Genomic DNA, 25924 nt, shown 5'->3' on the forward strand with positions numbered 1-25924 from the left:
TTTGATTCCTTGTTATTGCTTAATTTTAAATATGATATCATCAATGGTTACTTCTGTTTTATCAGTTAATGAAATGAACTGGTACTGATCGGTATTAACAATAATAATTGGAGTAATCAATGGATAGCCTGCTTGCTTAATTGCGTCAGGATTAAAGCTGATTAATAAATCACCTTTTTTCACTTTTTGGTGTAATTCAATGTGATATGCAAACTCGTTATGGGTCAAATTGACCGTATCAATCCCCACGTGAATTAATAACTCAACGCCGTTATCTAATGTTAAACCAATAGCATGTTTAGAGTTTTCAAATATTGCTGTGACTTCGGCATCAAAAGGCGCATAAACGTGATTATCAGTCGGTTCAATCGCAATCCCTTCGCCCATTAATTTTTGTGAAAAAGCAGGATCGGGCACTTCACTTAGTGGTAAAGCATGGCCCGTCATTGGGCTTGTGATATCAATCTCGTCAAGAAGAACTTTAGGATTATCAATTTCGTTATTGATAGTCTCTTGGTTATTAACGGTATCTTGTATGGTTTCGCCAGTACCCAAAATTTGGAGCAAAATTACCGGTCCAAAAAAAGCGATAAGCGCACCAATTAAGACGCCAACAAATGAACCCGGATTATTAGGACTAATGGCATTAACGATAGTTAATGGACCAGGTAAACCAGCGTAGGCAACATAGTGAGGAGCAAAAAAACCGGCTACAATACCACCACAAGCTGCCGAGATACAACCATAAATAAATGGTTTTTTAAAACGTAAGTTAACACCATAAATAGCAGGTTCGGTTATACCAAATAATCCAGTGATAAAAGCAGATAATGAAATACCTTTCATCTCTTGTGTTTTGGTTTTTAAATAAAAACCAAATGCTGCCCCGACTTGACCAATAACGGCAATGGTTTGAAATGCTTGGAAAGAGTCTTGGCCATATTGCTTAAAGTTTTCAACGATAACAGGTGTGATACCCCAATGTACGCCAAAAATAACAAAGACTTGCCAAACCGCACCAATAATTCCCCCAGCAACAAAAGGAGCTAGGCTAACAAACCAATTATAACCGTTAGCAATGTATTGTGCGCCATTTGCGGTTAATGGACCAACAATAAGTAGTGTTAAAGGGACCATAATGACAAGGCTAAATAATGGCAGTAAAACAGGTTTTATGATGCTGTGCAGGCGAGGTTCTAAGAATCGTTCTAAATACGAGAGTAACCAAACTAAAAAGAGTGGTGGTAAAACAGTTGAAGCGTAAGTTGTTTTAGATAGCGCAATACCAAATAGATCAATTTCTTGCCCCTCGCTTATTAGTTTTGCAAACTCAGTCCATGTTGGCGATAACAGCGCTGCACAGCAAGCAACTGCGATATAAAGGTTACAACGAAAATGTTGCGAAGCAGTAATCGCAATAAAAATAGGCAAAAAGACAAAAGGTGCCCAAGATATAAAATCAAATACTTTAAAAGTCCCTGTTGATTCTACTGCTGGCAATGCCAATTTAAGTAAGATTAATATTCCTTGTAAAATACCCGATGCGGCTAGAATATAAACAAAGGGCGCAAATACTGCTGACATAGTTGCAATAACACGATTTAAAATATTGGCTTTATCGTTATTAGCCACTTTATTATCAGTATTAACCAGCTGAGTAAACGCATTGTAGACTTTATCAACATGTGTACCAATAACTACTTGGATTTGACCACCTTTTTCAACAACAGTAATTACGCCTGGCAATTTAGATATGTTTTCTTTTGCGTGATCTGGTGTATGTTGGGTAACAAGGCGAAGACGCGTTGCACAGCGAGAAACGGTGACAATATTATTTTCACCACCTAACTCATTTAAAATATCAACGGCCAGCTTGTTATAATCTCTTATTTTCGATGACATCGATTAAGCTCCTTAAATTCAATTTAATGAGCTTATCTTATAGACAATTTCAGAATTGTTAATGACCAATTATATTGTTTGTGATCTAGATCGACTTTTTACACGATTTAATTTAAAACTTCAAATAACCTGTATAAAATAATACTTAAATGGTTTATTCAATATAATAAATGTAAATGGTTAAATATCAGGATGTTGCCAAAAAAATAAAACAGATGATTTATCAACAGCAATTAGCTAAGGGCACCCAACTTGCTAATATTGAAGGATTGATTAATCAGTATCAGGTAAGTCGCAGTACTATTATTAAAGCGCTCAATTGTCTGGAACGACAAGGCATTATTTATCAAGTGCAGGGCAGTGGCATTTTTGTTCGTGAACGAAAAAAAAGAGGCTACCTCAATTTTTTACAAAGTCATGGTTTTACCGTTGATTTAGAAGATGTTTATGGCTCATCGACAGTATTTAATGTCGATACTATCAAGCCCTGTTCCAAAGTGAAAGAAAATCTACAATGTGATGATCAGGAAGAAGTTTATTTTATTAAACGACTACGTTACGTTGAAGGTAAATTATATGGTTTAGAGCAGTCATATTATCGTAAAAAGTTAATTTGTTATTTAAATAAAGAGATCGTTGAAAATTCAATTTTTAATTATATTCAAGAAAATTATAATATTAATATTGGCTTTTCTGATAAATATATGCAAGTGATAAAGCTTGATGCTGAAATGGCGCAATATTTAGGACTACAAGCGGGTGAGCCAGCACTTTGTGTTGAAGAAATATTTTATACCTCATCTGGTGAGCCATTTGATTTTTCAAAAATCATTTATCATTATGAACATGCAAGATTTTGTATACAAAATCATTCAAAGTAAATTTGAGTGATGAGTTATGAGGAAGATGAATAAGAAATCGATCATTCAACTTCCTTTAATTATTAGCGAATTTAACTGTTAACAATTAAATTTTACCACCACCCCCTTTAAATTTTTCAACCAATGCGGCGATTTTTTCAAAAACACGGTTCTTTTTAATTAAATATTGAGGATTAAGTGGACTCATTTTAGGTAGAATCTCGTTCAGCTCTGTACCATTTTCAGTTGCATACTCTCGCTTTAACGACGAGGCGATATAGCGTTTTGTGGCGGCTTCGTTTAAATTTTCTTCTTCTATTAAGGTATTCACTTCGACCTGCAACTCCTGCTGTGCATATAAGAAAAATGCATCAATAATCGAGGCTTTATCTGGAATAGCGTCAAGATCGGTTTGTTTTATAAATTCGACAACTAGCTCCTCTTTAGCGCGATTTTCTAAACTTGATCGAATTAATCGCTGAGCATCTTCGACAATGTCTTGTTTGGTTTTTTCTTGCTTATTTTGTTCATAAATTAGCTCAAGAATATAATCCAGATTGATCTCTTGTGATTTTAATAGATCAATTTCGAAAACCACATCATCCCAGTCAAATCTTTGCTGATCTTGTTGATTGGCTTCTTTTTCTCGGCGTAGCCAATCACGAATATCATTATAAGTTGAACGATAATTTTGAATTGCGCGATCAGTCGGTAGCTTAACTGCGTGCATTTTTTGCAGATCTTCATCAGTCACATAATGCTTGTTTTTAAATGCTAAAACCGCTTGCTCATCAGTCATATCTAATTGTTGGAAATCTTTTAATGCCACAAATTCATCATAATTTTGCAACACATTGTCAGCACGCAAATACTCGCCAAATAATTTAACAAACGCTTTTTTATCTTTGTCGGTAATAATTTCGTCAGGACATGGGAATTTGTCTTGCAATTCGGCAACGATAGCTAAATAGCCATGGTGCAATTCACCTGAACTTTTATCAGTAAAACCTTCCATGTATTCCTTAAAGCTTTTTTCTAACACCACTTCACGAGTATTGCTTTTACCAAATGTTTTTATTGCATCAATGGTAGCTTGTTCTAAATCACGGAACGCCACAATATTGCCAAAGGTTTTAGTGGCATTATAGATACGATTGGTGCGCGAAAAAGCTTGAATTAACCCATGATATCGCAGGTTTTTATCGACAAATAACGTATTGAGCGTTGGCGCATCAAAGCCAGTTAAGAACATGCCAACGACAATTAATAGATCGACTTCTTGATTTTTGACTTTGAAAGACAGATCGCGATAATAGTTTTGAAATTGATCACTACTGACATCAAAGTTAGTTTTAAATATTTTATTATAATCTGCTATCGCAGCAGCTAAAAACTCTTTGGCACTTTGATTTAAGGCATCGGTTTCAAAACTTTCATCGGCAAAATTACCCTGTGCATCTTGTTCTTCATTAGCAGAATAAGAAAATATGGTCGCTATTTTTAACGGCTGATTGGCATTTTTTTGTAATTTTTTGAATGATTCATAATAGAGTTTAGCCGCATCGACACTGCTCACGGCAAACATGGCATTAAACCCTTTACCTTTGCCCATTAAGCGGTGGGTTTTTTGTTTAAAATTATTCAAAATATATTGTGTGATTTGCTCAATACGATTTGGGTGGAGTAGTGCTTTTTTATTTTCAGCAGCGCTAAGTTTTTCGAGATCTTGTTCTTGCTCTATCGATTTAAAATTAGGGCGCACATCATTATAGTCAACTTTAAATTTTAGTACCTTTTCGTCACGAATTGCATCGGTTAATACATAAGCGTGTAGTTCACGACCAAAAACATCTGCCGTGGTTTGCGTCCCTATTGCGTTAGTATGCATAATCGGCGTGCCAGTAAAACCAAATTGGTAATACTTTTTAAATTTACGCTTTAAGTTTTTTTGAGCTTCACCAAACTGAGAGCGATGCGCTTCGTCAAAAATAAATACCACATGTTTATCATAGATAGCTAAATTATCGTCGCTTTTGATCAAGTTATTGAGTTTTTGAATGGTAGTAACAATAATTTTATTATCGGTTTTCTCAATATTGCGCTTAAGCCCAGCGGTACTATTTGAGCCATTGACACTATCTTTTGAAAATTTTTGATACTCTTTCATGGTTTGATAATCCAGATCTTTACGATCCACCACAAAAAAGACTTTATCAATAAATTCCAGTTCGGTGGCTAACCGCGCCGTTTTAAAACTGGTTAATGTTTTGCCTGATCCTGTTGTGTGCCAAATAAAACCGACACTTTGTAGGCTACTCCACTTTTTGGCATGATAAGCGCTAATGATTTGCCACAATATACGCTCGGTGGCAGCAATTTGGTAAGGGCGCATAATTAACAATGTGTCATTCACATCAAGCACCGAATAAGTCAGTAACACATTTAACAGCGTGCGGCTGGCAAAAAAGGTGGCAGTAAAGTCTTTTAGATCTTTTATCGGCTCATTTTTAACATTTGCCCAATTCATTGTAAAATCAAAGCTGTTTTTATCGCGTTTAGTGGTGTTAGCAAAATAGCGCGTGTCGGTGCCATTTGAGATAACAAACAGTTGTAAATATTTAAACAGTGAATTGTCTTGATTAAAACTCTCTTTACTATAGCGATGCACTTGGTTAAAGGCTTCACGAATGGCAATACCCCGCTTTTTTAATTCAACTTGCACAAGGGGCAAGCCATTCACCAAAATAGTCACATCATAACGATTTGCATAATTGCCAGTTTGCTGAAATTGACGGATAACTTGCAATTTATTATTGGTGACATCTTTTTTATCTAACAGCTTGATATTTTGAATATGACCATCATCAAAAACAAAATCGTAAATATGATCGTGGTGGATTTTGCGACTTTTATCGATCATCGATTCATTGGGTTTATCTAAATACTCTAATACAAAACGTCGCCATTCATCATCAGTAAATTGCATTTTGTTCAGTGTTTGCAATTGCTCGCGAATATTGGCTAATAACTTTGCATGCGTGTTTAAATTAGGTAAATATTCATAGCCTTGTCGATTTAAATCATGAATAAATTCGTTTTCTAAATCCGTTTCAGTCTGATAAACAGCTGCTGTCTCTTCTAGCTTGTTGTAGTTATCTAAAATAATGTAGCTATTGGTTTCGGCAATTGGTTTTGTATAAGTTGTCATAGTCTATTCCAGCTATTTAAAATGATAATTTTCGAGTAAATGATTCAGTAAAAAGGCAACAGTTTGCTTTTCAGGTTCAGAAGGTTCGGAAACCATTTCATTAGATAAGGTTAAATGGCTGGTAAAATTGATAATCCGTGTTAAGTAAAGTTTTTTATCGCCAGGCAATAAGTCTGACCATTGCGGATAGCCTAAAAAACTGGCGGTTTTTTCATATAAGTTACGTAATAGGGTAAAATGATATTTTTCAATTTTATTTTCCTTAACCGCTTCTTGCAGCAACTGTTTTAAATAAAGATGATAGGAAAAACTACGGTTTGAATCGCCTTTTTTCTCTTCTAATGCAAATTTACCGTCCTCAAATCGTCTTAAAATATAACTATCTTTTGAAGTTAATGCATTATAAAGCACATTATAAAACAGCGGGTTATGGGTCGTAATAATAAATTTAATGTCAGATTCACAGGATGTGATTAATTGGGCAATATCTACCGCCAACTGGATAAGGTGATTTTCGTCCAATGAACTAACGGGGTCATCAATAAAAATATAGCGTAAATGGTCAAATTCATTAGTCGAGCGTTCGCTTTTGTCAGTAATATTGCGCTCAGCGATAACTAAGTTAATCAGTGTAAAAAAAATACTCCAAATTAAATTGTTTTCTTCGCCTTTGGAGATTTTAATATTATCAATACGCTGATCATTATCGCCTGCTAGCGAAAAAGTAATAGCAGAAAAATCCTCGTTGAAATGTGGCAGTAATCTTTGGTGAGTATAGGATTGAAAGTAACGAACAATATTTTGGTCTTGTCCTTGGTCTTTTAAAATCCAGTCAGTAAATGAGTTAGGTTGAATGATTAATTGATGTTCACCCTCTTGGTGTTTATCATTATCCCAAGCAAATAAATCCTCAGTAAAAGCGTTATAGTAAAGGATTTTGTGCCTTGTTAAGGCTGCATTATTTTCTTTATCGTCTTTATGCTGCGATATAATTAAATTTTTAAATATTTGAGATAAACGTGTTTTACCCGTACCGTTAAAAGCATAGATTAATTGGGTTTTTTTATCATTTTTATCCAGCTTTTCAGCAATATTCCTTAATGTGGTATTCATCTTTTTATAACTCTATCTTATTATTCTTGCACTTTCGGAAAGTCTAATAACAAATTCCGATAATACTCATATTGTTTTTGACGTAATGCAATCTCGCGCGGTAAACCCTCTGTAATGGAATTTGTTAGCGCATCGAATTTGTCTAGGATTTCGACAATACGGGCTTGTTCCTTGAGTGGGGGAATGGGAAATTTAAATTTTTTAAAGCCATTCATATCTACGGAAGAAAAATTTGATACTGTAGTATTTTTTTTACACCAATTACATAAAATAAAACAATAATAAAAAATAAATCTGATATCAAAATGATCTTGATATTCTTCCTTTAAACTTATATTTGTAAATCTTTGATTTGATAAATAAGGAACGGTAACTAAAGCATGCTCACCTATAGTTGCTGATGTAGAAATAATAATTGAATTCTCAGAAAATAACTTTCCACCTTTTACAGCTATTTTATTGATTTTTTGTAACGCATCATTTAAAACTCGCCCATTTTCCCGAATATCTTCCATCCTAAACCAAGGAATATCACCATTTTCCCAAAATTTAGATTCTGATTTGCTTGGTGTGTATCCATTTTTTAAATAGAAAATCTCCTCTACAGTCTTCCACTCAACCTCATCCTCTTTAAAGGTTAACAATTTATCCCGATAATAGTTGTATTGTTTTTTCCGTGCAGTAAGCTCTGCTGTGAGTTCTGCTGTGAGTTCTGCTGTGAGGGCTGTGAATGTGTCTAAAATACGGACTATTTCAGTTTGAACGGAAATAGGGGGAATAGGAATCTCAAATTTATCTGTATCAGGCGTTGCAATTTGTGGCATTTGCATTTTACTGCCTAAGTTTTGAAAATATTTTTCTTGGTTTTTCAAAATATAATAAATATATTTGATATTAATATTCTTATCTTTGGAATGATATGACCACATTTCATTTTTGTGTGAAAATGGTTTATCATAATATTCAAATTCAATAATACCGCGAGATTTTACAATAATAGACGGTTCTCGATTGATATCTTTCTTTGGTATATCATCAAAATTGACTAATGCAAATGTTTTTCCTCCAGCAAAAATCCTTAATGGAGCATCATCTTTATGTAGTTCCTTCATTTGACTTGCTGTAATTTTTGTTCCTTTTGTGCGTATAAGTAATTTACCTAATGGTTTCCACTCAATATTAATATCATTAAGTGATTTTGTAATTATGTTAATCATCCCTCAATCTCCGCCACAATCGCGTCAATTTGGGAGCGTAAGCTTTCAATTTTAGCTACGGTATCTTTTATTTCGGCATTAAGCTGGGTGATATCAATCACTTCACGGGTATCTTCGGCTTCAACATACGAACTGACTGATAGATTATAGTCATTTTGCGCAATGGTTTGATTATCAACTGATTTAGCAAAATATTCGATATCTTGCTTGCTATCAAATACTTGCATAATTTCTTGAATATGTTCATCAGTGAGCACATTATTATTGGTCTCTTTTTTAAACAGTTTGCTGGCATCAATAAATTGTGTCTTTTTGACGGTTTTATTTTTGGCTAGCACCAAAATATTAACCGCAATTGATGTTCCATAAAATAAATTTGGTGCCAGTGAGATTACGGTTTCAACAAAATCATTATCGACCAAATATTTGCGAAATTTTTGTTCCGCACCAACACGATAAAATATCCCTGGAAAGGTAACAATCGCGGCTCGCCCACACTCGGACAGGTAACTTAATGCATGCATAATAAAGGCAAAATCGGCTCTCGATTTTGGTGCCAGCACGCCAGCGGGTGCGTATCGGTCATCATTAATTAAGGTTGGATCATCACTGCCAATCCATTTAATTGAATAGGGTGGATTAGAAACGATTGCATCAAATGGTTTTTCGTCGCCAAACTTTGGATTAAGTAGCGTGTCGCCTAAAGCTATTTCGAATTTATCATAGTTGATATTGTGTAAAAACATATTCATTCGAGCAAGGTTATAGGTGGTATGATTAATCTCTTGACCGAAAAATCCATCCTCAATGATATGTTCATCAAACTGTTTTTTCGCTTGTAACAATAAAGAACCCGAACCTGCCGCTGGGTCATAGATTTTATTGACCTTTGTTTGATTATGTAAGGCTAATTGTGAGATCAATTTCGACACATTCGGCGGCGTAAAAAATTCACCACCAGATTTACCGGCATTCGAGGCATAATTAGAAATCAAAAACTCATAAGCATCGCCAAACAGATCAATTTGATTGTCGGCAAAATCACCAAAATCCAGTTCGGCAACACCATTAAGTACTGCGGCTAACCGTTTGTTTTTATCGGCAACTGTATTACCTAATCGGTTACTGGTGGTATCAAAATCGGCAAATAATCCTTTAATATCGCTTTCTGACGGGTAACCATTAGCTGAGCTTTCAATTGCATTAAAAATATTGGCCAAATCAGTATTTAAACTTGAATTGGTATTGGCTTGAGCTACAATTTTACAAAATAATTGGCTAGGATAAATAAAATAGCCTTTGGTTTTTATTGCGTCTTTTTTAATTTCATCGGTAATGACATCATCGGATAATGTGCTGTAATCGATACCTTCTTCACCACCTTCAATATAATTAGCAAAATTTTCACTAATAAAGCGATAAAACAAAGAACCAAGTACATACTGTTTAAAATCCCAACCATCGACCGCACCACGGACTTCGTCGGCAATTTTCCATATTTGGCGTTGTAGTTGATCGCGTTGTTGCGTTCCGGACATTGATTGGGTGTTATTAGAAGTCATATTTTCAAAATTCCTAAATAAAAAATAGGTGTTGCCTGATTAGAAAGTAACTAATTTTTACTTCCTTATTAGTCATTTTATCGCTCACTGTTATAGGTGCTATATCATAGCTGATTTGTTATTAATTTTCTATCTATGAGCTTTGATTTGCTTTATTAAGGTTGATAAATCCAACCTTAATCATTTCTCTGACTTTCATGTATCCCAATTTGAGCTGGTCGCGCTTCTTCATTCTATTGTTAGTTGAAAGTTGTTGATGAACATCATTCAATATCTTTTAAGAAAGATATTGAAGAATTTAATTGATATAGGCTATTTTTCTATTGATAGGTAGATAAAATCAGAATCCGAAAACGCTTAACGCTATTTTTAAGGCTTTTATTAAAAAACTAAGCAAATTGATCTTTTGGTTTTTAGGTTTGGGTAGTACTAAGTCATGACACAGTCAAAAAACTAAAAAACAGAACCCTTTTTTTTGCCATATTTTAAAAATAAATAAAATCAAATAATTAAAAACTCACCGCAAAAAAGGGTTTTTAAAACCTAAATAGCTATTTGCCTTTTTACATACAATATTGATAGTATATTAGCTTCTAGTTCACTGCCGTGTAGGCAGTTTAGAAATCGTCGGTGCTCGTCCTGTTTCTTGTTTGCTCGTTCACTGCCGTGTAGGCAGTTTAGAAAATGATCGCTCCGCGTAGCATCATCGAAAATCTGTTCACTGCCGTGTAGGCAGTTTAGAAAGTTGCTCACAAAATAAACGATGAATACAAGTTCACTGCCGTGTAGGCAGTTTAGAAAGCTGCCATTTGAGCTCTCGCATAGTGTAAACGGTTCACTGCCGTGTAGGCAGTTTAGAAAAAATTCCACGGTTTAGCCTTTTGTTTACAGCAGTTCACTGCCGTGTAGGCAGTTTAGAAACATGACTGGGTTTATACAGATATAGAATATCAGTTCACTGCCGTGTAGGCAGTTTAGAAAGATTAGTTATAATGGATTAGCTCACGCAATATGTTCACTGCCGTGTAGGCAGTTTAGAAAAGCTCAACCGGCACCCAAATTACGCTGGAAACGTTCACTGCCGTGTAGGCAGTTTAGAAAAAAGCGAACAGGACAATATATTGCATGTGGCTGTTCACTGCCGTGTAGGCAGTTTAGAAATGATACCCGAAAAAAAATTCCTGATACCCGATGTTCACTGCCGTATAGGCAGTTTTAATTCATCACGAAACGGTATAGAATCCTGAATATTTTTTACAAAAATATAGCCTAAAACGTAACAGTTGTGTAAATATTTCATAATGAGCATACAACTTAATAAATAATTACGCCGCTTGTTTTTGTGTTGTATATGCAATGGAAATCATGTTAGTTGATGTTTCATGAGGTCTTTTGGGGGTAGATAGCAACGGGTCATAATACGTTTAGCCAAATCAATGACGGCTATTTTTTTATATCATCGCCATAACACTTGTTGATGATATGGCGTTGTTTTTTTATATATTTATTAGAGTCATTTTTTTACTACTGTAACCGAAGCAAGTAATTTCTAACCATTATATTAATAGGGTATTTTTAATATCTTCGATCGTTTTTGTGCCAGCTAATTGCATGGTAATAGACAGTTCTTTGTTAAGATGATCAAAGACGGATTTTACTCCCTCAGCTCCACCTAAATTTAGACCATAAAGAATAGGGCGTCCAATAGCAACAAGATCAGCGCCACTTGCTAAAGCTTTAAATACATGTTCGCCACGGCGTATACCGCTGTCAAAAATGATTGGAACACGTTTAGCAACAGCAGCTGAAATACTAGGTAATACCTCAAATGAAGCGGGAGCGCCATCTAATTGTCTTCCACCATGATTTGATATCCAAATTCCGTCAGCTCCAGCAGATATTGCAATGGATGCATCTTCAGGTGACTGAATGCCTTTTACAATAATAGGTAAATTTGCCATATCTTTAATTTTTTGAATATCAGAAGGAACGATACCTTGTTTTGCTGCGGCATAAATTTCGCTAATGCCTTTACCTGAACCATCGCCATTGCCGTTTGATTGGCTGTAAGCACTGAGATTTTTCATAGGGAGTGGAAATTGAAATTTATTGACGATATCCTCTTCGCGATAACCGCCTAACGTTGAATCGACTGTTAGAATGATTGCTTTTGCGCCTGCTTTAACAGCCTTATCGATAATAAAACGGTTAAAATCATCATCTTTACTCATATAGAGTTGAAAAAAATACGGAACATTGGGCGCCGCATTTGCGGCATCTTCAATAGAGGTATTTGCATAAGTACTAATACAGAAAATAGAACCAGCGGCAGCGACGCCTTTAGCGGTATCCTTTTCGCCTTGTTCATGAGCCAATCCTTGGGCAGCTGAAGGTGCTTGAATAATGGGTGTTTTTAATGATATATCCCATAATTTTGTTGATAAATCTGCATGATCAATACCTTGCAATACCCGAGGAACAATTTTTTTGCGATTAAACGCTAAGGTATTTTCTCGCATTGTCCATTCGTCTTCCGCACCTCCACGGATATAACCAAAAGCACCTGCTTCCATTCTGACTTTGACTAATGCTTCTAAAGAAGCAAGATTAACAATCTCTATAGCGTGTTCTTCATTACTTGTATGGTATGACATGATTCGCTCCTAATTATGAGAGTTAATACAACAGTATGGTTATATCACAGCTATTTTTTATTTAAAATTAAATAAAATTCATTTCTGACAAAATAGCACTTTTTTATATTCATCTTTGTAGAAACTTTTTTAAGTACAGATCACAGCCTGAAATATAAAGAAAATAGTAATGCAGTTATTTGGATTTTTTTAGTTTGCTGTAAAGAGATTCAATAAAAAGCTTATTTTTTTGCTAAACCAAAAAATAAACCTCGATATTATTCGAGGTTTTCTAATAATTATATATTGTTATTGTATATTCAAATACTAATAGCTTATTTTATCCCATACTCAGCCCGATAAGCTTCAACTTGTGTGACTTGATCTTTTCGTGACGGATCTTGGTAAAGGTATTGGATTAAATCATCAAGCGTAATAATGGAAATAACATCACAGTGATAAGTTTGTTTAATTTCTTGAATTGCGGAAAGTTCACCACGACCTTTTTCTTGACGGTCTAGACAAATCAGTACGCCAGCGAGTTTAGATTGGTTATCTTCTAATATTCTCATCGATTCCCGAATTGCGGTACCGGCGGTAATAACATCATCAACCAGCATAACGCGTTGCTGATAGATCGAACTACCTACTAAGTTACCACCTTCACCGTGGTCTTTGGCTTCTTTGCGGTTAAAGCAATAAGGCACATCGATATTATGATGTTCAGAGAGTGCAACAACGGTTGATGAAACAATAGGAATACCTTTATAAGCTGGGCCAAAAATGACATCGTATTCTAAGTTGGCATCCATGAGAGCAGCTGCGTAAAAACGACCTAATAAAGCTAGATCTTTACCGGTATTAAACAATCCTGCATTAAAAAAATAGGGGCTTTTACGTCCTGATTTTAAGGTGAATTCACCAAATTTTAATGCTTGCCTATTTAAAGCAAATTCAATAAATTCACTTTTATATGATTTCATCGATTTTCTCCAATTACTCTTTTAAGGCCTGTCTTTGAGCATCAATAATGGTTGCAATGCCACTTTTTGCTAGCGCTAACAGTTTTAATAATTCGTCATGACTAAATGGTTCGCCTTCGGCAGTGCCTTGCACTTCAATCATACGTCCATCGTCAGTCATCACAATATTCATATCGGTTTCTGCGTTTGAATCCTCTATATATTCTAGATCACAGACCGCTTGACCATCGACAATACCGACAGAAACAGCAGCAACCAATGATTTAATTGGATTTTGCTTTATTTTACCTTCTTCAACCATTTTGTTGATTGCATCATTAAGTGCCACACAAGCACCAGTAATTGACGCCGTTCGAGTGCCACCATCGGCTTGAATGACATCGCAATCTAACGTGATGGTGTATTCGCCTAATAATTTAAGGTCAATCATGGCGCGTAGTGAACGGGCAATAAGGCGTTGAATTTCCATAGTGCGACCGGTTTGTTTGCCTTTAGCCGCTTCGCGCTGGGTGCGTGAATGGGTTGCACGCGGTAGCATGCCATATTCAGCCGTTACCCAACCTTGGTTTTGACCTTTTAAAAAACGTGGCACACCTTCATCAATAGTAGCATTACAAAGTACTTTAGTTTCACCAAATTCAACTAATACAGAACCTTCTGCATGCTTAGTATAATGACGGGTTATTTTGATAGGGCGGACTTGTTCCGCAGATCGACCAGACGGGCGCATGCAATTCTCCAACTGTTACAATTAAAAAATATTTTTGAACTAATTATTTAGGAGGACATCAACAAGATATGGTTGATGTTTAGCCTAAGCTAAGAGCGTATTATACAGAATATGTGATACAATGCCCAGTAAGTTTTTTACAAATTTAGGAAGCAATTATGATTTCCAGCATGACCGCTTATGCCAGAAAAGAGTTAAATCAACCTTGGGGAACTGCCTCATGGGAACTCCGTTCAGTTAACCAACGTTATTTAGAAACCTATATTCGCCTACCGGAACAGTTTCGCTCACTCGAACCGATAATCCGCGAAAGACTGCGCAATCGATTAACTCGAGGCAAAATTGAATGTAATTTACGCTTTGAATTAGATCCAACTGCGCAGAATCAAGAACTGTCATTAAATCAAGATCTTGCCAAGCAAATTTTAGATGCAGCGACCTGGATTCAAACAACACATCAATCAGGTCAAGTCAACCCGATTGATGTGTTGCGTTGGCCGGGAGTGTTATCGGCAAAAGAACAAAATCTTGATACTATCTCACAAGAAATTTTAGCGCTGCTTGATTCAGCTATCGACGAATTTATCGTCGTTCGTGAGCGTGAAGGTAAAGCACTGAGTGATTTAATTGTTAAACGCTTAGAAGCCATTACTGTAGAAATCGATAAGATTCGTGCTTGGATGCCTCAAATACTTGAGTGGCAAAAAGAACGCTTAAAAAGTAAATTAGCTGAAGCTAATATTGAACTTGATCATTCGCGCTTAGAGCAAGAAATAGTCATGGTTGCTCAGCGAATTGACGTTGCCGAAGAGCTTGATCGGTTAATGACGCATGTTAAAGAAACTTACTCAATCTTAAAGAAAAACGAAGCTATAGGACGCAGATTAGACTTTATGATGCAAGAATTTAATCGAGAATCGAATACTATAGCCTCTAAATCAATTAATGCGGATGTGACTGCTAGCGCTATAGAATTGAAGGTCTTAATAGAACAGATTAGAGAACAAGTGCAAAACATTGAATAATTTTATTTTTTAAAATTATTTATTAGTACACCCCCCAATATAAATGTAATAAACTTTGCATTTATATTGGAATCTTCTTTATCTTTTTTGTTGCTAATTTTGTCTAATAAAATATTAAGGGGCATTTCGCCCCTGTTGATGTAATCTATCTTTGTATTAAGTGACCATTATTAATTACAATAATGTCTATTTTTAATAGATTTAAAATACCAATAAAGCACAATACAAGCCGTACCGGTTGATAACAGATCAGCCGTAGGTGCAGCAGTCCAAACACCATCAAAGCCAAAAAATAATGGCAAAATATAAAGTGCTGGTAATAAGATCAAAATTTGCCTTGAAAGACTTAATAAAATAGAAATTTTTGCCATGCCTATACATTGGAAAAAGCTCGTTGTCACCATTTGAAAGCCAACAAAAGCAAAAGACAGCGTAGTAAAGCGTAGCGCAATGGCTGATAGGGCAACAAGATCTTCTTCTGAACTAAATGCACGTACCAATGTATCAGGAATAAAAAATCCAAGCACAAAACCGAGCGAAGTCACCACCGTTGCCACTTTAACCGCATAAAAAAAGGTATTTTTAACTCGATCATAATTTTTAGCACCATAATTATAACCAATAATGGGTTGCATACCTTGGTTAATACCGATCACAATCATAATGACTAACGTTATAAGTCGATTAGCATTAGAAAAAGCGGCAATTGAATCATCGCCCGATACGTTAGCAAGCGGTGCATAACGATTAAGTTGCCAGTTAATGAATACTACGACAATTGACGCGGCCATTTGCATTGAAAAAGGCGATAAGCCAATTGATATAACAGATTTTGCAATTGACAGATCAAGCTTAAAGTTGCGGCGATAAAGCTTGATATTACTATTTTTATTTAAAAAATGCTGCATAACAAAAGCAAAACTGATCATCATGGACAGTGTAGTTGCCAGTGCCGCACCATGCATTCCCCAATCTAAGCCAATAATAAAAATTGGCGCCAAAATAATATTGGCAATCACACTGACAAACATAGTCACCATGGCTTTAAAGGGATAACCGCTGGCACGCATCATATTGTTATAATTAAACGTGAGCGTTAAAAAGATACTACCAGGTAAAAAAATCTCTAAAAACTCTTTAGCGTAAACATGATTAACAGGGCTTGAACCAACAAAGTGTAACACTGGATCTACAAAGTAGAGCAATAATGAAAGTGTAATTCCGCTCAATATTGCAGTTAATATAAACGAGGTTCCGGCGACTTTTTCGGCTTTTTCGTTTTCACCCCGACCTAAAAAAATCGAAATTCGACTGGCTGAACCGATCCCAACTAACATACCAATTGCCGCAGCTAAATTCATTACCGGCAAAATAAGACCGGCGGCACTTAACGCCTCGCGCCCGATCCAATGCCCAATAAAAATACCATCAATAATATTATAAAGTGTATTAACAATTGTACCGATAATTGCTGGTAACGCATATTGCCAAAATAAAGCGCTAACTTTTTTATGCCCAAAATCATGATAAATATCGTGAGATTTCATCATATTTTTTAATTCCCACTGTTAGATATTGTTAAAAAGTTTCAGATAAGGTATATGTTTAAGTATAATTTTGCAATTTAGGGACTATTAGTCTATCAGACTTATTAATTGTTGATAGCACTTTTTTAGCGCTTTGATAAAATAGTCGCTAATTTTTCGCGATCCAAACAGGAATCCCACAATGAGCGTACAATTAGAAAAGATCGTACTACATAAATTAATTAGAAAAAGCGATACCGAAATCGAATTACAACTGCGTGAGTCAATGTTAGGTAGTGAGCAAGCAGTTGTTAATCTAATTGAAGATATCAACCGTATCTACAACAACAAAAGCAAAGCCTATGGACTATTTAATAGCGACAGTTTATTTGAACAATCACTTAAAGAACTACGCCTTGGCAATCAAAACTTCTTACATTTTAGCCAAGAATCCACCAAACAACTGCGCAATGAACTAGCCAAATACCCTTTTGCGGAAGGGGGAACAGTAGTATTTTGCCAGTATCGTTATTTGGCGGTTGAATACTTGATTATTGCGGTTTTAAATAGTTGTTTAAGTATGCTAGTTAATGAAGACTTAGATATCAGCGAAACACAATACCTAGATATTGATCATGCCGATATTATTGCCCGTATAGACATCACCGAATGGGAAACCCAAGCCGACTCAAAGCGATATTTGACCTTTCTAAAAGGACGAGTCGGGCGCAAAGTATCTGACTTTTTTATGGACTATTTAGGTGCAAGTGAGGGATTAGATACAAAAGCGCAAAATAAAACACTGGTTAAAGCGGTTGATGATTACTGCCAAGAAATGCAATTTGACAAGCAAGACAAAACCAGCGTGCGCGAAAACGTTTACAACTACTGCCAAGCCCAATTACAAGCAGGTGAAGAAATTGAACTGAAAAATTTGGCCAACGAACTACCTGCCAGTGTTGACAATAACTTTATTGAATTTATTAAAAACAGTGAATATGATTTAGAAGAAACGTTTCCTGTTGATCGTAGTGCACTGCGTCAGCTTAAAAAATTCTCAGGTAGTGGTGGGGGATTAACATTAAGCTTCGATTCGAATTTATTAGGTGAGCGCATTAAGTGGGATCCGCAAACTGATTCTCTAGTGATTAAAGGGATTCCACCTAATTTACGTGATCAGCTACAACGCAATAGCGGTTCCAACTAATTATCAACCAACAACGTTATTAGGACAAAACATGAAATACATTGGTGCACATGTAAGTGCAGCAGGTGGGGTAGATAATGCCCCAATTAACGCTTACCAAATTGGCGCAACCGCATTTGCGCTATTTACCAAAAATCAACGACAATGGCACGCTAAACCGCTTGAGACCACAGTCATCGACAGCTTCAAAAAGCGTTGTGAAAGGTATGGCTTTACTAGCAAACAGATCTTACCGCACGATAGTTACTTAATTAATTTAGGTCATCCAGATCGAGAACAGCTTGAAAAATCTCGCACCGCCTTTTTAGACGAAATGCAACGGTGCGAACAGCTAGGACTGACATTACTTAATTTTCACCCAGGTAGTGACTTAAAACAGATTTCGGTTGATGAATGTTTAGCACGTATTGCCGAATCGATTAATATCACGCTTGATAAAACACAAAATGTCGTTGCTGTTATTGAAAATACTGCCGGACAAGGATCTAACTTAGGCTATAAATTTGAACATCTTGCCCAGATCATTGACCAAATTGAAGACAAAAGCCGAGTTGGCGTTTGTATTGACACTTGCCACGCCTTTGCTGCTGGCTATGACTTGCGCACTGAAAAAGCTTGCCAAGAGACCTTTGCCGAATTTGAAAAAATTGTTGGATTCCAATACTTGCGAGGCATGCACTTAAACGATGCTAAAAGTGAATTTGCCAGTCATGTCGATCGCCATCACAGTTTAGGCAAAGGCAATATTGGTGAAACTGCATTTAAATATATAATGCAAGATCCAAGAATTGACGAAATTCCTCTTATCTTAGAAACCATCGATCCCGATATCTGGGCGCAAGAAATAAGCTGGTTAAAGGAGCAATGTTAATTGCAATAAAAAACTAGTTAGTCATAAAGGCGAATAATAGACAGCGATTTAAAAAATGCTCTATGTCGTTTTTGTATCAAGTATGGTAACCAGCTCAATAACCTCGGGCAGAATATCTAAAATTAAAGCCAATTGTTGCATCACTAACAGATCATTATTGGCTTTCTCATCATCAGTCGAAAGAACCGAAATTGTCTCAATATAATCGGTCACGGACTTTTTAATGGGTTGGTATTCGCCGTCCAACTTTTTATCGCTTAACAGATTAATAATATAGACTGACAAATCATCAAACAGATCGAGTGTCTGTTTTGAAATACACTTATCACGGTGGGCACCTAAAGTTGAAAGATAACTAATCAACGTATGATTCAGTGTCAATAAACGAAATCCCTGATCAATAGCTGCTGGATTCATATGCGGCTCTTTAGTCATCAAACTAATTAAAGAGGATAAATCCGCATTACTATCATGCGCTGCTCGTCTTGCTAATCGATATTGCGGATCATTAGTTTTGCCAGACAAATACTGACGCCCAATTAACGCCAAGTAATGGCTATCGTCATGACAAACACGATCGACAAGTTTAGGTAGATTTCTAAACTGCCAGTCAGGCCAAATAAAGCTCACTGCAAACCAAGCAATAAAACAACCAATCAATGTTGCAATAATGCGCGAAACCGCTACGTCTATACTGCTTTCACCAATCAAACTAAAGCTAAAAAACACCAGTAACGTAATAAACGCCGTAGCATAAGCGTATTGAGAATTCTTAAATAGAAAAAATAGCCAACCGGTAATAATAATTAACACTAATTGTTCAGGTACGCTTGGAAACAAAAATGTTAACGGAATACCCACTGTAATCCCTAAAATAGTGCCTATTACGCGCAATTTTAACCGATGCTTTGTGGTAGAATAGTTAGGCTGGCACACAAATAAGCTGGTTAAAATAATCCAATACCCATGTGGTAAATTAGAAAAACAAATGACCATATAACCCACAAAAAATACCACACACATACGAATTGCGTGGCGAAACAGTGCGGACTTAACCGTCACATTTCCTTTGATTTTGACAAAAATATCATGAAAACGAGTTAACTCCTCATCAATTAACTGATTATCTTCTTGCGCTTTTGACAAATGCTGCTCGGTATCAATATTGGCAAGTAACAGATCGATAGACAGCAAATTTTGATGTAAACTTCTTAGCGCCTTCACCATTATCATATCGGCCTTATTGCTTGCGTGATACTGATTAATTGCCTCTTCAAGGTACAAAAAATAACGCGAAAACAACGGATCATGCTGATAAGTTTGATTTAGCTTAATTGCCATTGCCAGTTGTGCACAAGCCTTAGCTTGTAAATTTAAAATACGTGCAAACCGAAATAAAATATCACTATGCTTAAAATGCACACTCAGCGCCTGATAATGCCCATGCGCCGAACTTGCACGTTCATGAATATCTTGCGCCACAAAATAATAGCTAAGCATCTTTCTAATATAAGCTTGTCCACGATAACTCTTTAAGCGATTAAATAGTGAGCGCTTGGTGTTATTAAAAGCACTAATTAATTGATTATTGCTATCGGTTAACTGCAAAGTTTGCTTTTTAAATCCATCTGACTCATCTGGATCGAACATTGCTGCCTTAGCATCAAGATATTGAGCCAAATGAATAAAACACATCGATAACGATTGTTGGGTTGTACGAATGGGTTGGATGATAGATTCAATTAACGAAACAACATTATACCAAAGTGCACCGAGCAACAAAAAACAAGGCAAGGTATAATTATCGGTATATAAATTATGCCCAAGCATAGTATAAGCGGCAATCAAAAGTGAGCCAAAGGCAATTACTCCATAACGTTGCCCAAGCGATCCAAGCATAATAAAAATAAACGTCGAAGATACTAAACCAATAATAAACAATATAGGATAATCAAATAACAATTCGACCGAAAACGTCGCAATAGTAAAACAGATCAACGTAAGGACTAAATTAATACAGCGGCTTAATAAACGCGTATCGATCTCGGTCAAACCTGCTGCTACAACGCCAAGTGTAAGAGGAATCACAAGCGAAGTGTACCCAAAATACCATGGAACCAAAGTCGAACCTGTTAAACTAATTAACATCCGAAGGCTAAAAAGAAGATTACTACTGTAAAAGACTTTACGTAATGTCAAAGTAAATGCGTGCACGGTATATGGGTTTTGTGTGAGTTCAAATGATAACCAGTAGGATACTATATTGTGGGGATTTGGGGAAGAGTTGTTTATTTTTTTAAATATACAAGACAAATAAAAATTTAAATAAAATCAATGGTAAACCTGAAGTCTTTTGACGTGTTTTAAGTGCTTTCTAAAAAATTATTTGTTTTTGGCTAGGTTGTGGACGTGGTGACCGTAGCTATTTTGACCTCAAAACTTAAAACGTCCTAAACCAACCTAACCTAATAACAGCAACCATATGGCTGCTGTTATTTATTGTGTTTTGAGCGGTTATTTAATCACTTTTGCCACAATTTCTTGCGCTTCTTGTTGAAGTGTATTTAAATGCTCGTTGCTTATAAAGCTTTCAGCATAAATTTTGTAGGCATCTTCTGTGCCTGAAGGGCGAGCGGCAAACCAGCCATTTTCTGTGATTACTTTAAGTCCACCAATTGGCGCATTATTAGCTGGCGCAGTCGTTAGGCATTGGATGATCTTTTCGCCGGCGAGTTTGTCAGTAGTTAATTGACTAGCATCAAGTTTGGCTAGTTTTTGTTTTTCACTAAACGATGCCGGTGCTTGAATTCGTCCATAATAAGAAACCCCAAATTTAGCTTCGAGTTCTTGATACTGTTCTTGTGGGTTTTTACCTAATTTAGCTGTCATCTCGGCAGCAAGTAGGCATAAAATAATACCGTCTTTATCGGTTGTCCAAACTTTGCCGTTAGTTCTTAAAAACGATGCGCCTGCGCTTTCTTCGCCTGCAAAACCAAGTTTGCCGTGGTAAAGCCCATCGGCATACCATTTAAAGCCAACTGGGTATTCTAGGTACTGTTTGTTCAAGCTATTTGCCACGCGGTCAATCATCGAGCTTGTGACAAGCGTTTTACCAATCGCGATATTTTTGTGCCATTGTGGACGGTTTTGGAACAAGTAATTAACACAGGTTGAAAGATAGGCATTTGGATTCATTAGTCCTTTTGGCGTTACAATGCCATGACGGTCAAAGTCAGTGTCATTGCCAAAAGCCAAATCAAATTGATCTTTTAATGTTAATAGCCCTGCCATCGCCCAACGGCTTGAGCAGTCCATGCGAATCACTTCGTCATGATCTAGATGCATAAAGCTGAAGGTTGGATCGACATTATTATTGACAATATCAAGGTTAATACCATATTTTTCGGCAATTCGTGGCCAGTAAGTAATGCCTGCACCACCGAGTGGATCAACCCCAATTTTGAGCGATGATGATTTGATAAGCGACAGATCTAAGATGCTTTCAAGATCATTAATATAATCAGTTTCATATTCTTTATTGTGGATATAATTTGAATTTATAGCCTTATCTAAGGTAATACGTTTCACACCATTTAATTTGTTTTTTAGTAGTTCGTTAGCGCGATTTTCAATTTGTTTGGTGATGTCTGTATCCGCAGGTCCGCCATTGATAGGGTTATATTTTATACCACCATCTTCTGGTGGGTTATGCGATGGAGTGATTACAATGCCATCTGCCAGTTGTGATTGTTTGCCCTGATTATAGGTCAAAATAGCATGCGAAATGACAGGCGTTGGTGTATAGCCCCAATCATGCGCCATAACTACGGTTTGTTGGTTAGCCGCAAACACTTCAAGCACTGATTTTAGTGCAAGTTCTGATAGGGAATGGGTGTCTTGTCCAATAAAGCAGGGACCCGTAATATTATTGGTTTTACGGTATTCGGCAATCGCTTGGGCAACGGCTAAGATATGTGCCTCATTAAATGTACCTTTGTTTGAACTCCCTCGATGGCCTGATGTGCCAAAAATAACTAATTGGCTAGCATTATCCGTATCAGGTTGGATTTGGTAATAATTATTGCGTAATGTTTCAACGTTAATAAGATCCGATGGTTGTGCTAACATTCCTGCGCGGTTTTGCTTGGCCATTTTTTACTCCTTTTTCATAAAATAATATTTTTATACGGCTAAAAACATGAATTGCTTGAGTGAATATCACGTTTTTAGCTTTATATTTTTTATTTAACCGTTAAGGTAAAAAAGCATTGGTGACTTGATTTATCATGGTTTCAGATATACCCATGTCACTCATTATAGATTCAATAATATACAGCTTTCTGGCAGTATTAGTGTTACTAATAACCCAATAAGGCGTGCCAATGATTTCGCGGGGCTTAGTGTTTTTGCCAGATGTTTCAAGTAATTGTTTATCTTTGGCCAAATATTGTCGTTTGCTGCCATGTAATGATGTAGCGGCAATGGCAAAAAGTGCAGGGTTATAATTATACAAAGCACTAAGCAATAATAAAAAGCGACTAATAATGGATTTTTCGTTTGTGAAGGTGTCACTCGTTAATAAGTCATTAAAAAGGGGATAGTGATTTCCTTTTTGTGCGATAGTTTGTTGTTTTGCCAATGCCGGCTGGTTTATATTCAATAAACGTCGTAATATGCTTGATGCATCTTCGCCAATGTGTTTAGTTTGGCCTGCAATAAATTGGTATAATTCTTCGTCTATTTCGATAGTTTTCATTATTTTACATATGCCTATTAAATTATTTTACGGGACATCCTAAAGCAGGAATTTTGTCAAAATGCGAGTCTTTAGCCGTTTGGTTATTTAAACAATCATTTGATATCTTTTCAAAAAACGCATTATCGTGTTTTTATGGCGTTTGATTTACATCATGACTGTCAATTATCATAACTGATAATATTAATTGAAAAAATAACCGTTTCATATACTCATTGCATGCTTGATAAACTATTGTGCTGAGTATAACTCAACTTAAACATAAATTGTATTGACTATTGATAAAATAATGAAAATGCTATTGTCGTTTTTTCAAAACGATATTATGCTGAATAATATATAACAAGTTTATACGAATATTATATGAGGAATAAATCATGAAAAAAATCATAACATTAGCTGTTTTAGCTGCAATCTTATCTGGATGTAGTAATAGTGATCTTTATTCTGGCGATGTTTATACCGCGGATCAAGCAAAACAAGTTCAACAAGTGAGTTATGGTACAGTTGTTTCAGTACGACCAGTTAAAATTCAAGCTAATGCGTCAAATGGTAAGAGTGAAAATGTAGCAGGTAGCTTAGGTGGTGCTGTTTTAGGTGGCGTTTTAGGTAATACTATTGGTGATGGTACTGGACGAGTATTAGCTGTAGCTACTGGTGCTATTGGTGGCGCAATTTTAGGTGATGCTATTCAAGATAAAACGAGTCAAGCCAGTGCAGTTGAGTTAGAAATTAAACAAGAAAATGGCTCAAATATTGTTATTATACAAAAAGGTTCGGCTAACAATTTTTATGCTGGACAACCTGTTCGTTTAGTCACTAATGGTAAAAAAATTAGCGCTTCACCACGTTATGATAACGGTTCAAGAGAATAATACTTAATTTTTATTTTTAATTTTCTTGGGGGTATATTGCCCCTAATTTACCTGTAACTTTCGCTCATCTTCATAGTAACGTGCTAAGTTGAGTTAGTCATGGTTGCTTGTCTTTTATCCATAATCACTAAACCTTTAATAAAAATTTGCCTGTCTAAACACTAACGTATAAACTCAACCCAATTCTTAATCGTTATAAGGAACAATAAAGCAATGCGTATATTACATACTATGATCCGAGTTGGCGATCTGCAGCGCTCAATCGATTTTTATACTCGTATAATGGGAATGCGAGTGTTAAGAACTAGCGAAAACACACAATACAAATATTCATTAGCCTTTGTGGGTTATGGCGATGAAACAACCAGTTCAGTTATTGAATTAACTTATAATTGGGATACTGATAAATACGATCATGGTTCCGCGTTTGGTCATATTGCTATTGGTGTTGATGATGTAGCTAAAATGTGTAATGATGTAAAACAAGCTGGAGGCAAAGTAACACGTGAAGCTGGGCCTGTAAAAGGGGGCACAACTATTATTGCTTTCATTGAAGATCCTGATGGCTATAAGTTAGAGTTAATTCAAAACGATCAGGCCGATAAAGCGTTAGGTCATTAATTTATTTTATAAAAAATATCGCCGAGAGATCAGCGATATTTTTTGTATTTTAATTCGAATCAGTCCCCTAACAAATCTTTTAATAATTGCTTATTAACGATAGCTTGCTTTGGTTGTTCTAGGCTAGCAGCGGTAATAATTGTACTTAAGGCGTGTAATGAGGTATCAAAATCGTCATTAATAATGACATAGTCATATTCGCTATAATGCAAAATTTCGGCTTGCGCTTTTTGCATTCGTTTTTCAATCACACTACTATCATCTTGACCGCGTTTAACAAGGCGATTTTCAAGTTCTTTTAGCGAAGGTGGCAATATAAATATGCTTTTTGCTTGAGGCATTTTTTTGCGTACTTGCCGCGCACCTTGCCAATCAATATCTAAAAAAACATTAATTCCTTGTAATAGGCTTTGTTCGATTTCGGCTTTAGATGTACCGTAATAGTTGTCAAATACGTTAGCATATTCGACAAACGCCTGCTGTTCAATTAAGGATTCAAAGTGTTTGTGATCCACAAAATAATAATGTTCGCCATGAGCTTCGCCTGGGCGAGGGTTGCGCGTAGTATGGGAAATGGATACTTTGGCTTGATGCAGATTTTTTTGGGTTAGATAAGCTTGAATAAGGCTTGATTTACCCGCACCGCTTGGTGCAGAGATGATAAATAGAGTTCCTGTATACATAGATATGTTTGCCACGTTAATTGCTATTGCGTTCTTTTGATTGTCATTAATATTAGTTAAGCGATATTATAGCAAAATTTGGCAATATATTGTGGCTTATTGTGAGTTAAGCTGTTTAATTTGGTGTTCAGGTTATTAGTACATAATAAACT

At 36.0% G+C, this 25924-nt stretch carries 19 protein-coding genes and 1 CRISPR repeat array; of the genes, 6 read left to right on the forward strand and 13 right to left on the reverse strand.

Annotation, left to right across the window (positions count from 1 at the left end; genetic code table 11):
• Window positions 1–12 precede the first annotated feature (12 nt).
• Window positions 13–1902 carry a glucose PTS transporter subunit IIA gene (locus A9G22_RS01125; protein WP_075508177.1) on the reverse strand — a complete coding sequence of 630 codons (1890 nt, stop codon included), beginning with the start codon at window positions 1900–1902 and terminating at the stop codon, window positions 13–15.
• Window positions 1903–2078: 176 nt separating this feature from the next.
• On the opposite strand from A9G22_RS01125, the gene A9G22_RS01130 reads away from it, so the two are divergent.
• On the forward strand, window positions 2079–2783 hold the full coding sequence (locus A9G22_RS01130; protein ID WP_065585806.1) for a GntR family transcriptional regulator: 705 nt from the start codon (window positions 2079–2081) through the stop codon (window positions 2781–2783).
• A gap of 85 nt (window positions 2784–2868) precedes the next feature.
• On the opposite strand, the gene A9G22_RS01135 is transcribed toward A9G22_RS01130, so the two are convergent.
• The 7 genes from A9G22_RS01135 to rph form a co-directional block, all read right to left on the reverse strand.
• Entirely contained in the window at window positions 2869–5970 is a 3102-nt protein-coding gene (locus A9G22_RS01135) for a type I restriction endonuclease subunit R (RefSeq protein ID WP_075508178.1), read from the reverse strand.
• Window positions 5971–5982: 12 nt separating this feature from the next.
• The gene (locus A9G22_RS01140) at window positions 5983–7083 is read right to left on the reverse strand and encodes an AAA family ATPase (protein WP_075508179.1); all 1101 of its coding nucleotides are present in this window, start codon (window positions 7081–7083) and stop codon (window positions 5983–5985) included.
• A 20-nt stretch (window positions 7084–7103) separates the two neighbouring features.
• Entirely contained in the window at window positions 7104–8300 is a 1197-nt protein-coding gene (locus A9G22_RS01145; RefSeq protein WP_075508180.1) for a restriction endonuclease subunit S, read from the reverse strand.
• Window positions 8297–9838, reverse strand: coding sequence for a type I restriction-modification system subunit M (locus A9G22_RS01150; protein ID WP_075508226.1), 1542 nt, complete (start codon window positions 9836–9838; stop codon window positions 8297–8299). Before A9G22_RS01150 ends, A9G22_RS01145 begins: the two co-directional genes overlap by 4 nt.
• Window positions 9839–10458: 620 nt before the next feature.
• A CRISPR array of direct repeats spans window positions 10459–11083; the repeat unit is 28 nt; unit sequence GTTCACTGCCGTGTAGGCAGTTTAGAAA.
• 335 nt (window positions 11084–11418) lie between these two features.
• A complete protein-coding gene (locus A9G22_RS01155) occupies window positions 11419–12516 on the reverse strand; it encodes a lactate oxidase (RefSeq protein WP_075508181.1) in 1098 nt (365 codons plus the stop codon).
• A gap of 314 nt (window positions 12517–12830) precedes the next feature.
• A complete protein-coding gene (gene pyrE / locus A9G22_RS01160; protein ID WP_075508182.1) occupies window positions 12831–13478 on the reverse strand; it encodes an orotate phosphoribosyltransferase in 648 nt (215 codons plus the stop codon).
• Window positions 13479–13491: 13 nt separating this feature from the next.
• Window positions 13492–14208, reverse strand: a complete 717-nt coding sequence (rph, locus tag A9G22_RS01165) for a ribonuclease PH (RefSeq protein ID WP_065585811.1) — start codon at window positions 14206–14208, stop codon at window positions 13492–13494.
• A gap of 158 nt (window positions 14209–14366) precedes the next feature.
• Here rph and A9G22_RS01170 point away from each other — a divergent pair, with 158 nt between their 5' ends.
• A complete protein-coding gene (locus A9G22_RS01170; RefSeq protein ID WP_065585812.1) occupies window positions 14367–15233 on the forward strand; it encodes a YicC/YloC family endoribonuclease in 867 nt (288 codons plus the stop codon).
• A 170-nt stretch (window positions 15234–15403) separates the two neighbouring features.
• Here A9G22_RS01170 and A9G22_RS01175 read toward each other — a convergent pair whose 3' ends face one another.
• Window positions 15404–16783: an MATE family efflux transporter gene (locus A9G22_RS01175; protein ID WP_065585813.1), complete on the reverse strand. Its 1380-nt coding sequence runs from the start codon at window positions 16781–16783 to the stop codon at window positions 15404–15406.
• A gap of 178 nt (window positions 16784–16961) precedes the next feature.
• On the opposite strand from A9G22_RS01175, the gene yejK reads away from it, so the two are divergent.
• Both yejK and nfo read left to right on the forward strand, forming a co-directional pair.
• Entirely contained in the window at window positions 16962–17966 is a 1005-nt protein-coding gene (yejK, locus tag A9G22_RS01180; protein WP_065585814.1) for a nucleoid-associated protein YejK, read from the forward strand.
• 31 nt (window positions 17967–17997) lie between these two features.
• Complete coding sequence (gene nfo / locus A9G22_RS01185) at window positions 17998–18837, forward strand: deoxyribonuclease IV (RefSeq protein ID WP_075508183.1); 840 nt, start codon at window positions 17998–18000, stop codon at window positions 18835–18837.
• A 60-nt stretch (window positions 18838–18897) separates the two neighbouring features.
• Here the strand turns inward: nfo and yccS are convergent, their stop codons facing one another.
• From yccS to A9G22_RS01200, 3 genes are all read right to left on the reverse strand, one after another.
• On the reverse strand, window positions 18898–21051 hold the full coding sequence (gene yccS, locus A9G22_RS01190) for a YccS family putative transporter (protein ID WP_065585816.1): 2154 nt from the start codon (window positions 21049–21051) through the stop codon (window positions 18898–18900).
• A gap of 300 nt (window positions 21052–21351) precedes the next feature.
• Window positions 21352–22989 (reverse strand): phosphoglucomutase (alpha-D-glucose-1,6-bisphosphate-dependent), encoded by a 1638-nt coding sequence (gene pgm / locus A9G22_RS01195; RefSeq protein WP_075508184.1) that lies wholly within the window; start codon window positions 22987–22989, stop codon window positions 21352–21354.
• A 100-nt stretch (window positions 22990–23089) separates the two neighbouring features.
• Entirely contained in the window at window positions 23090–23593 is a 504-nt protein-coding gene (locus A9G22_RS01200) for a hypothetical protein (protein ID WP_065585818.1), read from the reverse strand.
• A 374-nt stretch (window positions 23594–23967) separates the two neighbouring features.
• On the opposite strand from A9G22_RS01200, the gene A9G22_RS01205 reads away from it, so the two are divergent.
• Together A9G22_RS01205 and gloA are read left to right on the forward strand one after the other, a co-directional pair.
• Window positions 23968–24468 carry a glycine zipper 2TM domain-containing protein gene (locus A9G22_RS01205; protein ID WP_065585819.1) on the forward strand — a complete coding sequence of 167 codons (501 nt, stop codon included), beginning with the start codon at window positions 23968–23970 and terminating at the stop codon, window positions 24466–24468.
• Between the two features lie 213 nt (window positions 24469–24681).
• Window positions 24682–25089: a lactoylglutathione lyase gene (gloA, locus tag A9G22_RS01210; RefSeq protein ID WP_075508185.1), complete on the forward strand. Its 408-nt coding sequence runs from the start codon at window positions 24682–24684 to the stop codon at window positions 25087–25089.
• 59 nt (window positions 25090–25148) lie between these two features.
• Here the strand turns inward: gloA and gmk are convergent, their stop codons facing one another.
• Entirely contained in the window at window positions 25149–25772 is a 624-nt protein-coding gene (gene gmk / locus A9G22_RS01215; protein ID WP_075508186.1) for a guanylate kinase, read from the reverse strand.
• Window positions 25773–25924 lie beyond the last annotated feature (152 nt).

Source organism: Gilliamella sp. App2-1 (genome assembly GCF_001690255.1).
GTDB classification, from domain to species: Bacteria; Pseudomonadota; Gammaproteobacteria; order Enterobacterales; family Orbaceae; genus Gilliamella; species Gilliamella apicola_G.

What these genes read in the sequence shown, in the direction of transcription:
- A9G22_RS01140 (WP_075508179.1), bottom strand. Translation starts at nt 7,083, where the DNA reads ATGAATACCACATTAAGGAATATTGCTGAAAAGCTGGATAAAAATGAT.
- gloA (WP_075508185.1), top strand. Translation starts at nt 24,682, where the DNA reads ATGCGTATATTACATACTATGATCCGAGTTGGCGATCTGCAGCGCTCA.
- A9G22_RS01135 (WP_075508178.1), bottom strand. Translation starts at nt 5,970, where the DNA reads ATGACAACTTATACAAAACCAATTGCCGAAACCAATAGCTACATTATT.
- gmk (WP_075508186.1), bottom strand. Translation starts at nt 25,772, where the DNA reads ATGTATACAGGAACTCTATTTATCATCTCTGCACCAAGCGGTGCGGGT.
- A9G22_RS01155 (WP_075508181.1), bottom strand. Translation starts at nt 12,516, where the DNA reads ATGTCATACCATACAAGTAATGAAGAACACGCTATAGAGATTGTTAAT.
- A9G22_RS01175 (WP_065585813.1), bottom strand. Translation starts at nt 16,783, where the DNA reads ATGATGAAATCTCACGATATTTATCATGATTTTGGGCATAAAAAAGTT.
- yejK (WP_065585814.1), top strand. Translation starts at nt 16,962, where the DNA reads ATGAGCGTACAATTAGAAAAGATCGTACTACATAAATTAATTAGAAAA.
- pgm (WP_075508184.1), bottom strand. Translation starts at nt 22,989, where the DNA reads ATGGCCAAGCAAAACCGCGCAGGAATGTTAGCACAACCATCGGATCTT.
- A9G22_RS01170 (WP_065585812.1), top strand. Translation starts at nt 14,367, where the DNA reads ATGATTTCCAGCATGACCGCTTATGCCAGAAAAGAGTTAAATCAACCT.
- A9G22_RS01200 (WP_065585818.1), bottom strand. Translation starts at nt 23,593, where the DNA reads ATGAAAACTATCGAAATAGACGAAGAATTATACCAATTTATTGCAGGC.
- A9G22_RS01145 (WP_075508180.1), bottom strand. Translation starts at nt 8,300, where the DNA reads ATGATTAACATAATTACAAAATCACTTAATGATATTAATATTGAGTGG.
- pyrE (WP_075508182.1), bottom strand. Translation starts at nt 13,478, where the DNA reads ATGAAATCATATAAAAGTGAATTTATTGAATTTGCTTTAAATAGGCAA.
- A9G22_RS01130 (WP_065585806.1), top strand. Translation starts at nt 2,079, where the DNA reads ATGGTTAAATATCAGGATGTTGCCAAAAAAATAAAACAGATGATTTAT.
- A9G22_RS01150 (WP_075508226.1), bottom strand. Translation starts at nt 9,838, where the DNA reads ATGTCCGGAACGCAACAACGCGATCAACTACAACGCCAAATATGGAAA.
- rph (WP_065585811.1), bottom strand. Translation starts at nt 14,208, where the DNA reads ATGCGCCCGTCTGGTCGATCTGCGGAACAAGTCCGCCCTATCAAAATA.
- A9G22_RS01125 (WP_075508177.1), bottom strand. Translation starts at nt 1,902, where the DNA reads ATGTCATCGAAAATAAGAGATTATAACAAGCTGGCCGTTGATATTTTA.
- nfo (WP_075508183.1), top strand. Translation starts at nt 17,998, where the DNA reads ATGAAATACATTGGTGCACATGTAAGTGCAGCAGGTGGGGTAGATAAT.